This window comes from Kibdelosporangium aridum (assembly GCF_900176515.1).
GTDB classification, from domain to species: Bacteria; Actinomycetota; Actinomycetes; order Mycobacteriales; family Pseudonocardiaceae; genus Kibdelosporangium; species Kibdelosporangium aridum.
Genome location: NZ_FWXV01000009.1, coordinates 233,636 through 245,633 on the forward strand (window position 1 = coordinate 233,636; position 11,998 = coordinate 245,633).

Annotated in this window: 12 protein-coding genes; 7 read left to right on the top strand and 5 right to left on the bottom strand. The window is 66.4% G+C overall.

Translation table 11 applies throughout. From position 1 onward, the window contains the following. Positions 1-59: 59 nt before the first annotated feature. Positions 60-818, top strand: a complete 759-nt coding sequence (locus tag B9C43_RS39300; protein WP_084432778.1) for an MBL fold metallo-hydrolase — start codon at positions 60-62, stop codon at positions 816-818. Here the strand turns inward: B9C43_RS39300 and B9C43_RS39305 are convergent. Beyond that, positions 815-1,552, bottom strand: coding sequence for a TetR/AcrR family transcriptional regulator (locus B9C43_RS39305; protein ID WP_051897623.1), 738 nt, complete (start codon positions 1,550-1,552; stop codon positions 815-817). The two genes, B9C43_RS39300 and B9C43_RS39305, sit on opposite strands and share 4 nt — an antisense overlap. A 125-nt stretch (positions 1,553-1,677) precedes the next feature. Between B9C43_RS39305 and B9C43_RS39310 the strand changes: the two genes are divergently transcribed. Then, positions 1,678-2,097: a YciI family protein gene (locus tag B9C43_RS39310; RefSeq protein WP_033392751.1), complete on the top strand. Its 420-nt coding sequence runs from the start codon at positions 1,678-1,680 to the stop codon at positions 2,095-2,097. A 43-nt stretch (positions 2,098-2,140) separates the two neighbouring features. Here B9C43_RS39310 and B9C43_RS39315 read toward each other — a convergent pair whose 3' ends face one another. After that, positions 2,141-2,386, bottom strand: coding sequence for a DUF2630 family protein (locus B9C43_RS39315; protein ID WP_033392750.1), 246 nt, complete (start codon positions 2,384-2,386; stop codon positions 2,141-2,143). An 88-nt stretch (positions 2,387-2,474) separates the two neighbouring features. On the opposite strand from B9C43_RS39315, the gene B9C43_RS39320 reads away from it, so the two are divergent. Both B9C43_RS39320 and B9C43_RS39325 read left to right on the top strand, forming a co-directional pair. Next, positions 2,475-3,722: a cytochrome P450 gene (locus B9C43_RS39320; protein ID WP_084432355.1), complete on the top strand. Its 1,248-nt coding sequence runs from the start codon at positions 2,475-2,477 to the stop codon at positions 3,720-3,722. 210 nt (positions 3,723-3,932) lie between these two features. Further along, positions 3,933-5,630: an SdrD B-like domain-containing protein gene (locus B9C43_RS39325; protein ID WP_084432358.1), complete on the top strand. Its 1,698-nt coding sequence runs from the start codon at positions 3,933-3,935 to the stop codon at positions 5,628-5,630. A gap of 76 nt (positions 5,631-5,706) precedes the next feature. On the opposite strand, the gene B9C43_RS39330 is transcribed toward B9C43_RS39325, so the two are convergent. Further along, positions 5,707-6,357, bottom strand: coding sequence for an SRPBCC domain-containing protein (locus tag B9C43_RS39330; RefSeq protein WP_235039105.1), 651 nt, complete (start codon positions 6,355-6,357; stop codon positions 5,707-5,709). Between the two features lie 233 nt (positions 6,358-6,590). Between B9C43_RS39330 and B9C43_RS39335 the strand changes: the two genes are divergently transcribed. Continuing rightward, positions 6,591-7,271: a SanA/YdcF family protein gene (locus B9C43_RS39335; RefSeq protein ID WP_084432361.1), complete on the top strand. Its 681-nt coding sequence runs from the start codon at positions 6,591-6,593 to the stop codon at positions 7,269-7,271. A gap of 32 nt (positions 7,272-7,303) precedes the next feature. Continuing rightward, positions 7,304-8,305 (top strand): neutral zinc metallopeptidase, encoded by a 1,002-nt coding sequence (locus tag B9C43_RS39340; protein ID WP_084432364.1) that lies wholly within the window; start codon positions 7,304-7,306, stop codon positions 8,303-8,305. Here B9C43_RS39340 and B9C43_RS39345 read toward each other — a convergent pair. Further along, a complete protein-coding gene (locus B9C43_RS39345) occupies positions 8,298-10,313 on the bottom strand; it encodes a prolyl oligopeptidase family serine peptidase (protein WP_084432367.1) in 2,016 nt (671 codons plus the stop codon). The two genes, B9C43_RS39340 and B9C43_RS39345, sit on opposite strands and share 8 nt — an antisense overlap. Before the next feature lie 12 nt (positions 10,314-10,325). Then, positions 10,326-11,390 carry a DUF2293 domain-containing protein gene (locus B9C43_RS39350; RefSeq protein WP_084432370.1) on the bottom strand — a complete coding sequence of 355 codons (1,065 nt, stop codon included), beginning with the start codon at positions 11,388-11,390 and terminating at the stop codon, positions 10,326-10,328. Between the two features lie 37 nt (positions 11,391-11,427). Here B9C43_RS39350 and B9C43_RS39355 point away from each other — a divergent pair, with 37 nt between their 5' ends. Beyond that, positions 11,428-11,916 (top strand): GNAT family N-acetyltransferase, encoded by a 489-nt coding sequence (locus tag B9C43_RS39355; RefSeq protein WP_084432373.1) that lies wholly within the window; start codon positions 11,428-11,430, stop codon positions 11,914-11,916. Positions 11,917-11,998 lie beyond the last annotated feature (82 nt).

The window sequence follows — 11,998 nt, forward strand, 5'->3', positions numbered from 1 at the left end:
GACAGGTCGCTATAACGTGCTATAGAGTCCGAACGATCGGTCGCTAAATGGAGGGGATCATGCGTGTACGCAGGCTCGGCTGGGCTGGACTGGAGATCGAATCGGATGGGCAGACCGTGGTCATCGACCTGGTCGCCGAGGCCAAACCCCTGTCGTCGGTGTTGCCGGAAGGCGCGCTCCTCCCTGCCCGGCCGGGTGCGATGGCGGCGTTGTGCACGCACCTGCACAGCGATCACGCGGACCCTGCCGCGATCGAGCAAGTCCTTGCCGAGGGCGGAGTCGTCTTACGTCCCAAGGAGACGAACACCGCGTGGACTGTGCAGGCGGAGATGTGCTTTGCCGCGCGTTCGCTCACTGTCCGGATCGTCCAGGACTGGGAAACCGTGACGGTCGGACCGTTCGGCATCACAGCCGTGCCTTCGGTGGACGGACTCGGCGACCCGCAGGTGAATTGGGTGGTCGCTGCCGGGGGAAGGCGGGTTTTCCACGGCGGTGACACGGTTTTCCATGGGTACTGGTGGGAGATCGCCGATCGCTGTGGTCCGCTGGACGCCGCGTTCCTGCCCATCAACGGTGCCACCGTGAACTTCCCGCACCTGCAGCCCGCGAGCCCGTTGCCCGCGGTGCTCACGCCGGAGCAGGCCGTCGTGGCCGGGATGATTCTCGATGCGCGGCACGTGATTCCGATCCACTACGGCATCGAAGGGCAACCCGCGTACGTGGAAGTCGACGATCCGATCGAGAGCCTCCACATCGCCGCCAAGCAGTACGGCGTCGACATCCTGGTGGCCGAGCCAGGCGTGGAGATCTCCGTCTAAGCGGGCCTACGGCGAGCCGCGCGCTCCTCGATCAGAGCCTCCAGGCCGTCGAGGTAACGGCGCACACCGAATTCACGGCCGTTGTCCCGTGACGCGCCGTTCGCCCCGGAAGTCGCGGCGGTCAAGGCGGGGAAGCGATCGCCGTAGCGGTACAGCAGTTCCTGCATCAGCGGCGTGACCTTCTTGCCCGAGTCCCACGGTTGTGTGCCCGCTGTGGACATCGACTGCGTGTTGCGGATCAGGCCGAAGAGGATGAACACTGCGTCGAGTTGTTCGGCGCCGGTCAGGCCGGTGTCGGCCACCGCGCTCACCGCCGCCTCGATCCAGCCGAGCTCGCGTGGCCCCATTGGACGGTCGCCGAGCGTGGCCCACGGCAGCCATGGGTGCTGCTGCCAGACAACTGCGAGCTGCCGCACGAACTCCTCGAGCTTGCCGCGCCAGCCGCCTGGCACCTCCTGCAGGTCGGGCGGGTCACCGACGGCCAGTTCGATCATCACCGCGAGCAGGTCGGACTTGCCAGAGACGTAACGGTAGAGGGCCATCTTGGTGAATTCGAGCTCGCCGGCCACGCGCTGCATCGAGACCGCCGCCATGCCCTCGCTGTCCGCGATACCCATCGCCACCCGCGCGATGCGTTCGACGCTCAGTGCGGGCTTCGGGCCACGGCTGGGTGGCTCCTTCAGGCCCCACAACAACTCGACGACGCCGGTCTGGTCACCGAAGACGTTCTCCACGCCACCCGCTTTCCTCGTCCGTTTTGTGGGGTTGTCGACACCCTGAAACTGTGTCTAGCATACGCAGCGTCCAGTGGACACAGTTTACGCCTGGTCAACATTTTACTGGTGGGAGCGACAAGCTGATGAAGTTCATGATCCTGATCAGAGCGACAGAGGACATGGAGAACGGCGTCATGCCGAGCGAGGCGGCGCTCACCGAGATGACCGACTTCAACGAGAAACTCGTCAACGCGGGGATCATGATCGGCGGCGACGGCCTGCACCCGAGCGCGAAGGGCGCGCGGGTGAAGTTCGACGGCAAGAAGACCTCCGTCATCGACGGCCCGTTCGCCGAGGCCAAGGAACTGATCGCGGGTTACTGGATCTGGGAGGTCGGTTCGCTGGAGGAAGCCATCGAGTGGGTCAAGCAGGTGCCCAACCCCGACGGCGGGCACGGCGAGATCGAGATCAGGCAGGTCTTCGAGGCCGACGACTTCGGTGACAGCTTCACCGAGGAGGCGCGCGCCAAGGACGCGGCGCTGCGAGCTCGCGCCGGCGAGTAAAAGCGGCGGAAGCCTCGTGCGTGACCACGCACGAGGCTTTTTCTCACTGCAGGTAACCCTCGACTTGCTGGGCCGGGCGGGCCTGGGCGTCATCCGGGTTCTCCCCGGCGCCCCGCCGGGCGCGGCGCTGGCGTAGCAGGTCCCAGCACTGGTCAAGCGATTCCTCAAGCGACTTCAGCTTCGCCTGCTCCTCGGCTGAGTCGATCTCGCCTGCCACGCTGCGGTTGCGCAGATCGTGTTCTTGATCAACCAGGGTCCGGATCTGGCTGAGGATTTCGCGTTCGTTCACAACTTGAGATTAACCAGGTCACCCGGCTCCCGCTTCTCAGCAAGGTTGTCCTAGCCTCAATGCTGTGGGGAGTCTCCGCTCGCGCGTCATGACGTGGTTCGCACGCATCTACCTGAGCCGTGCCCGGAAAAAGGGGTTCGACCTCGGCAAGATGCCCATTCCTGAGCCCGCGTTGATGCCGTTGAAGCGCAACGGCCTCGATCCGGTGCCCGATCTCGGGCAAATGCGCCAGGACACACCGATCGGCAAGCTGCCCATGCCTTTCGGGCTGAACTTGTGGTTGGTCAGCGGTTACGAAGAAGCAAAGGCCGTGCTGAGCAACACGAAGGCATTCAGCAATGACTTCGCTCACTTGACGGGCACCGGTGCGACCAGTGTTCAGCAGAGCCCCGGCGGGCTCGGGTTCGCCGACCCGCCCGTGCACACCCGGTTGCGCAAGCTGCTCACGCCGGAATTCACCATGCGCCGCCTTGCCAGGCTCACGCCAGGGATCAAGGCGATCATCGAGCAGTGCCTCGACTCGATGGACGAGGCCGCGGGCCCGGTCGACCTGGTCGCCGAGTTCGCGCTGCCCATCCCGTCGCTGGTGATCTGCGAGCTGCTGGGCGTGCCGTACGACGACCGCGAGGACTTCCAGCGCCTGGCGATGACCCGGTTCGACCTGTTCAGCGGGGCGGACGCGTCACTGGGCGCGATCTCCGAGTCGCTCGACTACCTGCTCGGCGTGGTCAAGCAGCAACGCGAGAACCCCGGTGACGGGCTGCTCGGCATGATCATCAAGGAGCACGGCGACGAGATCGACGACCTCGAACTGGCCGGGCTCGCCGACGGCGTGCTGACCGGCGGTTTCGAGACCACCGCGAGCATGCTGGCGCTCGGCGCGCTGGTGTTGTTGCAGGACGAGGAAACCTTCAAGCTCATCCACGACAACGACGACGCGATCAATAAATTCGTCGAGGAGATCCTGCGCTACCTGACGGTCGTGCAGGTCGCGTTCCCGCGATTCGCCCGTGAGGACATCGAAATCGCCGGTGTGACCATCGGCAAGGGTGACGTCGTCATCGCTTCGCTGAGCGGCGCGAACCGGGACGAGGTCCTCGGGACCGGTTTGGAGACAGTGAATCCGCACCGGGACCCGACTTCACACCTCGCCTTCGGCTACGGCGTGCACCGCTGCATTGGCGCGGAGTTGGCGAGGATGGAGCTGCGGGCGGCGTATCCCGCGCTGGTGCGCCGATTCCCGAAGATGCGGCTGGCCAAGTCCGCCGACGAACTGGAGTTCCGGAAGGTCTCCATCGTTTACGGCGTCGACTCGCTTCCGGTGTTGCTGAAATAGCTCTGGGTAACATTTTCGGCGCAAGGGGTGTGCACGGTGTCGCGCGGCCCGATAGGTTTCAGGTCAGCAGCTTGGCACGCATTTTTCACCAAGGTGTCACACTCAGGTTGGTTCGCACGCGACGTCGGGGGGCGTTGAGCGCCCTGGGGGTGACCCTGACCACGGGGGTGTCCCTTGTACACGCGTCGACTCAGAACCGGGGCCACAGTGATGATCACTGGGGCTGCCGCTGGGTTGCTCATTCTCGGTACGGCACCGGCTTTCGCCGATCCCACGGCCACACCGTCGGAAACGCCGCCGGAAACAACGACGTCCTCGTCGGTTCCGCCTGAGCCGGAGGCACCGAAAGCCCAGCCGGGCGACACGCCAGTGCCTGCTTCGCCAAAGGCTGCCGCCGCCGCGGTGCCGGATCTGGTGATGGAGCCGTTGACCAAGCCCGCTGGCAAGTACGTCGAGGGCGAGACGTTCACTGTCAGCGTCACGATCGCGAACATGGGCGAGGGCAAAGCCGAGCTCGTCAAGGCCGCCATCAGCGTCCAGCCCGGGGCGAAGTTCGAGGTCACCGACTGGCAAGGCCTCGATCCCGCCGGATCCGGTACGACGTTGGAGCCCAAGGAGAAGCGGCAGCTGGTCTTCAGCGTCCGCGTCACGGAGGCGACGGAAGCCACTGGCCGGATCGAGTTCACCGTCTCGGCGAAGGACGAAACGAACACGACCGACAACAAACAGCAAATACCTGTCGATGTCGTGCCGTGGACCACGAAGGGTGCTCTCAGCGGAACCTTATTCCTGGACAAGGACAACAACGACAGGTGGAGCGCCGGCGAAGGCGTCGCGGGCGTGGACGTGACCGTGGACGGCCCGCGGGTGCGCGGCTTGAAGGTGAAGACCGACGCGAACGGCAGGTTCACCGCCGCGGACTTGTCCGCGGGGGAGTACAAGGTGACCCCGCCGGGCTTGCCGGACGGGTGGTTGGTCAAGCCGGGCAGCATTGTCGTCCGCGGTGCCACCACCGACCTCCAGCTGCGTGCGGTTCGGCCGTTGACCGACACGCTCACCGTGACCGCCAAGTTCAACGAGGGCTCGTACAAGCCGGGCGCCGGTGCCAGCCTGACGATCACGTTGGCGAACGGCGGGTCCAGGGACCTCAGCGTCGTCGCGAGCTGCGACTTCGACCCCGACCCGGAGGGCCCCGGCAAGACCCACCTCGAAGGCACGGACAACTCCTTCTTCTGGGGCAACTTGGTTCCCGCCCAAGCCGGTGTGCCGGTCAAGGCTGGACAGACCGAGACGGTCACGGTCAGGGGAACCGTGCCGGTCAAGGCGATCGAACGCGGCGTCGTGCACATCCACTGCGCGTTCGGTACGAAGGACAACCCGTTCGTCGACGGCTTCCCGCAGGTCTTCGCGCTGGCCAAGGTGCCGGGCATGGACGGCGTGGGCAACGGCCACTTCTTCGAGGACCGCGACGGCGACGGCCAGCCCGCCACGAGCGAGGGCATCAAGGGACTCGTCGTCTCACTGCTCGATCCGTTCGACGGCAAGGTCGTCGCCACGACGACGACCCTCGACGACGGCGGCTACAAGTTCGAGAAAGTCCCCGCCGGCTGGTACATCCCGGTCCTGAAAGGCCCGTGGCAGCTGAAGTACAACGAGTTCCTCGTGATCGCCGCGGACGGATGGGGTGACAAGCGGAAGCTCCAAGTGGTGCCTGGGCCTATGCCGGCACCAGATCCGGTGCCCGCCCTGCCCAAGCACCCGCCAGCCAACCAGGGCACCACGTCGAACGAGACGGTCGCACTGGCCAAGACCGGCGCCAACGTGATCGGCCTGACGATCGGCGGTGTCGCTGTGCTCCTGCTCGGCGTCGGTGCGCTGGTGTTCACCAGGAAGCGTCGCCGTAGCTGATTGACAGTACTTCCAACGTAGCGCTGGGTATCAGATCGACGCGGAGGGTGTGCGCGCCCGGCTCGGATGGAGAACATCACCTCGAATCCAAGTCCGGTACGTAGAACTTCGTCGTGGCCTCGACCGCGGCCGCGACCTGTTCCGGGTCGCCACCAGCGGCGAGATGAGCCTGGCCCCACGCGGCGGCGCTGCGCCGGCTGAACTCGCGACCCTCGGGCGACTTGTCGAACTCGGCCAGGTTCTCGCTCTCGTCGCCGGCCAGGAGCCGGGCCAGGGCGAGCAGACCCAGGTCCCAGCCGACGCCGCCGGCGCCGGGGCCGTAGGTCGGGAAGTAGTGCGGGTCGGCGACCGACGCGTGGATCAGCTCGAACTCGGTGTCGCCGGTCGGGCCCGGGGCTAGGCGCACCTCGACTTCGCTCGTGCCGGGCCAGTCGTCGGCGTCCGGGCCGAAGAGCCAGGACACCTTCAGCAGCCGCGGAGGCTCGCACCGGAGGATCTCGCCGTGCCCCATACCCTCCAAGTCGAACTTCCCGCCCAGCCGGAGATCCCCGGTGACCGGCTTCAACCAGCGGCGCAGCCGCTCGGCGCTGGTGATGGCGTCCCAGACGTCCTCGATCTCCGCGTCGTATCGGCGCCGGAGCTCCACTGTGTACGCCTCGCCGGCTGGCACGCTGCCCTTGCCCATCACCCGCCGTACGGCGGCCAGCTCGTCCAGTACGTCCTTCATGTCATGTCCTCTCGGTTGGTGGATCGGTCCTGCCCGGATCGGTGCGGAACCCGGACGGCTGGCCGAGCGCTCCACTGGCTCGGTGCGTGCACGAAGTGAGAACGTACCGGCTTCGACTTATATAAGTCAACGCTGTAATTCGGGCCTCCATGCGCACGAACGTCGGCGACGCAGATGCGAAGGGGGCCAAGGCCTTCCGGCGCTTGCCAGACGGGTTCTGGTTACATGGGGCCATGGACAAGCGGCGCTGGCGGCGCCTGGCTCTCCGGCTCGGGCTGATCACCGTCGGTGTGGCTGCTGTGGTCATCGGCGGCAGCATGACGTGGTCGTACTCCGCCTCGGCGAACCACCGGTTCGAGGTGGCCGACGCGCCGAGTGCCCCGGTGGCGATCGTGCTCGGGGCCAAGATCCAGGACGATCGTCCGCTGCCGTTCCTGGTCGGCCGGTTGGACGCGACCGTCGACCTGGTCAAGGCAGGCAAGGTCAAAGCTGTCCTGGTGTCCGGTGCCGCGGACGGCACGTCGGGCAACGAGACCAGGGCGATGGCCGAGTACCTCGCCGAGAAGGGCGTGGACCCGAAGGTGGTCGTCGTCGATCCATTTGGCCTCGATACGTACGACACATGCGCACGTGCGGTGCAGGTCTACGGAATTGACCGCGCGTTGTTGGTTACGCAGTCCTATCATCTGCCGCGGGCCGTCGCGCTGTGTCGCACTCTGGGGATACAGGCCGATGGCGTCGCCGCGACCTGCGATTGCTCTGTTTTCAGCCTTGCCCGTAACCGCGCCCGGGAGTGGTTGGCCACGGTCGGCGCCGTTCCCGAGGCGATCTGGAACCGCGCACCGGCGGTACTGTCCACACCAGACGCTGCAGTACGTGACCTGGTCGGGGCACAGCCGCGGGGCAGCCGGTGATGGCATGATTGCTCTGACAAAGAGGGGGAGACATGACTGAGGACGAGCGGCCGCCGCCCGCGGTCGCGAAATCGCCTGAGTCAATGTGGGAACCACTGCCGCGCCCGGAGACCATCCAGGTCGTCGACCAGCGGCGCAACTCTCCGCTGGCGATCATCGCGGTGCTCGGGCTCGTGCTCGTGGTCGTGATGGCCATCGGCGCGCCAAGCACGTTGAAGTTCACCAAGGAGGTAGCCGGCACTCCGTTAGCCGGGCCGTCGGTGGAGAACAAACCGAACGCTGCCGCGGCCCCCACCACCAAGGCGAGCCCGTCGACGGGCAACACGCCGGCCAAGCCGCGCTGGCAGGAGCTCACCGAAGCCAACACGCTGTTGGTCCCTGGCATGCAGCTGCCGCAGATCACCTGCAAACTGCCCGCGTTCGGGCGGTCGGCCGACCAGTTGCGCGGCTACTACGAGGCCATGATCGGCTGCCTCGACGAGGCGTGGAAGCCGCTGCTCGTCCAGTCCGACCACGTCTTCGAGTCGCCGAAGCTCAACGTCGACGACAACCCGACGAGCACGTGCGGCACCCCGGGCAGGCAGGAGGCCGTGGCCTTCTATTGCCCACGGGACAAGGGCATCTTCATGCCCCGCAACCGGGTCATCGAGTCCATGGGCAGCAACCAGGGCGGCCACATCATGGTGCTGGCGCACGAGTACGGCCACCACGTCCAGGCCATGAGCGGGATCAACCACGGCATGGGCCTCAAGATGGTCGGCATGGCGGAGGACGCGGTGGAGTACCTGGAGCTGACCCGCCGGATGGAACTGCAAGCCGACTGCTTCTCCGGCATGTTCATCGGCGCCGCCGGCGGCCGCGGGTCGATCACCAAGGCGCTGAGCAACTCCGCGTCCTCGGCGTTCCGCAGTTCGGTCGCGGACAAGACACACGGCAGCGTCAAACACCAGATCCAGTGGGGCACAGCCGGTGTGAAGAACAACAACACCGCGTCCTGCAACACCTGGCTGGCCCCGTCCAGCGAAGTCAGCTGAGTTTCTCCCAGAGGAACTCGAACACCAGCGCCCACTTGAACGCCAGCTGCTCGTTGTCGGCGGCGGCGCCGTGCCCGCCTTCGATGTTCTCGTAGTAGCGCACGTCGTGACCGTGCTCGCGCATGCGTGCCACCATCTTGCGAGCATGCCCTGGGTGCACCCGATCGTCCCTTGTGGACGTCACGAACAGGATGGGCGGGTAGTCCGCTCCAGTCTGGACATTCTGGTACGGCGAGTACGGCTGGATGTACGCCCATTCCTCGGGTTTACGCGGATCGCCGTACTCCGCCATCCAGGACGCACCGGCCAGCAGCTCGTGGTAGCGCTTCATGTCGAGCAAGGGCACCTGGCACACGATCGCACCGAACAACTCCGGGTAGCGGGTCAGCATGACGCCCATCAGCAGGCCGCCGTTGCTGCCGCCCTGGATGCCCAGCTTGCCCGGTGTGGTGATGCCACGGTCGATCAGATCCTTCGCCACCGCGGCGAAGTCCTCGTACACCAGGTGCCGGTTTTCTTTCACCGCCTGGAAATGCCAGTCCGGGCCGTACTCGCCGCCGCCGCGCAGGTTGGCCACGACGTAGGTCCCGCCGCGCGCCAGCCACGCCCGGCCGACGTGCCCGAGATAGCTGGGCGTCAAGGAGACCTCGAAGCCGCCGTACCCGGAGAGCAAGGTGGGCCGGGAGGCCGGATCCTGTTTGCCGACAACGAAATACGGGATCTTGGTGCCGTCGGCCGAGGTCGCGAAGTGTTGCCGCACCTCGATTCCGGTCGCGTCGAACCGGGCCGGAGCCTGCTTGAGGATTTCCGGTTCGCCATCGATCACGCCGCGCCGCAGCGTCGCGGGCTCGGTGTACCCGCTGGAGTTCATGAAGTACTCGTCGCTGACATCCGGATCGGTGTCGATGATCTCGGTCAGCGCACCCGTTGGCACACCGGCCAGTGGCGCGCGCTGCCAGCCGTCCGGGCCCGGTGTCAGGACTTCGATGCGGCTCTGCACGTCGTGCAGGGTGTTGAGGATGACGTGGTTCTTGGTCCACGTGTGGTACGTCAGCGCGGTGTGCGCGTCCGGTTCGAACAGCACGTCCATTTCCCGCGCACCGGCAAGGAAATCGTCGAACTTGGTGGCCAGCAGGGCACCCGCCGGATATGTCGTCTCGCCGATCGTCCACGGCGAGCGCAGGGTGATCAGCAGCCACTCGCGTTCGACGCCCATCTCGGCGTCCTCGGGAATCTCGATCCGGATCAGGTCGCCGGAATCGCCGCGCAGAAAGCGTTCCGAACGGTAGAAGTCGATGTTGCGGCCGACGAAGTCGCGCTCGTAGCCCGGAGTCGGGTCGTGCGTCGCGTACACCGAGACGTCCTCGGGCTTGCCCTCGAACACCGTGACCGCTTCGGACAACGGCGTGCCGCGCCGCCATTCCTTGACAATGCGGGGATATCCGGACGAGGTCATCGAGTCCGGGCCGAAGTCCGTGCCCACGTACACCCGGTCGGCGTCGATCCACCGCAGGAAGCTCTTGGCCTCCGGCAGTTCGAACCCGCCGGGCACGAACTCGCCGGTCTCCAGGTCGAACTCGCGGACAACGGCGGCGTCCGCGCCACCGCGTGACAGGTTCACCAACGCCAGCCGGTACTCGGGCCGCAGCACGGCGGCGCCGTCCCACACCCAGTTCTCGCCTTCGCGTTGGCCCAACGCATCAACATCCAGCAATATCTGCCAGTCGGGCTCGGCAAGCCGGTACTGCTCCAACGTGGTCCGGCGCCACAACCCGCGCGGGTTGTCCGGGGTCTGCCAGAAGTTGTAGAGGTACTCACCTCGGCGGCGGATGTACGGGATCCGGTCGTCGGCGTCGAACACCGCGCGGATCTCGTCGCGCAGCTCGGCGAAGCGCGCGCTGCCGGTCAGCTCGGCGACCGTCTCCGCGTTGCGCTCGCGGACCCACGCCATCGCGTCGTCCGCGGTCACCTCTTCCAGCCAGAGGTAGGGGTCGTCGTGCTCACTCATGACCCCAGTGTGTCAGTCGCCCCGCCAGGATGCGAGGACCGAGTCGATCTTGAACCGGATGGTGGCCCTTGCCTCGTCACGGTCCACTCCGGACATCAGCAGTTCGTCGTACTCGGTGTCCTCGTGGCGAATCGATGCCACCACCGCCCGGGTGATCGCTTCCTCGTCCAGCGCACGCCCGGCTGCCGAGCGGCCGACGCGTCCGCTGCCGCGTAGCCCGGTGTGTCGCGCGATGGACTCGGCTCGGTCTGATGGGCAATGCGGGAACAAGGTGCCGATCAGGTCGGTCATCTTCGCGATCAGCACGACGTCCTCATTGGCGCGGCGTTCCCGGTCGCGTTCGCGGCGCCGCAGCCGGACTTCCTCGTCCGCCAGGCAGGACTGTTCGGCCTGCTCCAGCGCGGATTCCTCGATCAGGATGCCCTGCCGCTGGTAGCGCTTGCGGCTCTTGTCGAACTTCACCACCACCGCGGACAGCCCGCTGGCCTTCTTCGCGCGCCTGGTCAGCGTGGCGTTCCCGGCGGGCAGGAAGAGCAAATGGTCCATGTCCGCGCAGGTCAGGCAGAGCGAACCGGCGTTGTCCATGATCAGGTACGGGCCGGTGTCCTGGCAGCCCGCGCACGTCCAGTCGGCCTGCGGGATGATCACGACCAGGTCCGGTGCGGTGTTCTGCTTGCGTGTCAGGGTTTCCCGCCGTTTGTCGGATAGCTCCGGCGATGTCCAGTGCATCCGGTACGCCCGTTCGGCCGATTCTTCCTGCCGCGCGGTGAATTTCAGCGGCTTGCGCCCGCGATTGGTTGACACATAAGTGCTTTCGCCGGGCGTGAGGCCTTTCGCGGCTGCCCAGCGCTGGAGGATCTCCCGGGCGTCGGTGAGTTTCTCCGGCCCGACGGCCGCGATCGACTCGAGGGTGTCGACCTGTTCGCGTTCCCAGCGCTCGATCTTGTGCAGCCAGCCCATCCGCCGGAACACGGCGATCGGCGTGACGATCTTCGACTCGGCCAGCTGCTGTTCGGCGGCGGCGGCCACACGGCGTTCGAGTTTCGTGCGCGGCTGAAAATCCGGCCTGAATTCCATCGTGGGCGGCTCCAGGGAGGCGGTAACGTGCCGTGCCATGGTCCCAGCCGTTCGCGTCGCGTCAGCCGCCGAGTTGCCCGCGCTCGGGGCCATCGAACGGGCTGCGGACGGGGTCTTCGCGGCCGTCGGCATCGTGTTCCCGCCAGGCGGCACAGTCATCGGCACCGCGACGGATCCGGCGGACGTGCTGGTCGTGGGGGACCCACCGGTGGCGTTCGCGTACGTCGGGCAGCTTGACGAGCACCTGCACCTGCATCAGATCGCGGTCGATCCAGCGTGCGCGCGGCAGGGGTTCGGAACCGCGCTCATGGAGGCCGTCATCGCTCGCGCAGGCGCACGCGGTGTCACGCTGACGACATTCGCCACCGTGCCGTGGAACGGTCCGTGGTACTCGAAGCTCGGCTTCTCCGTCATGCCTGAACCCGGCCCTGAGCTGGCCGAACTCGTGCGCGAGGAGCGGCTCGGGGGACTGGACGGGCTCGGTGAACGATGGGTGATGTACCGGCCCTCACACATCGGAACATAACGGACACATTCCGTGATCTGTTGCTGATCACCTCAGAGCGCCTAACCTCCTTGTAGGCAGTGTCACACCGGTGGTTGGGATG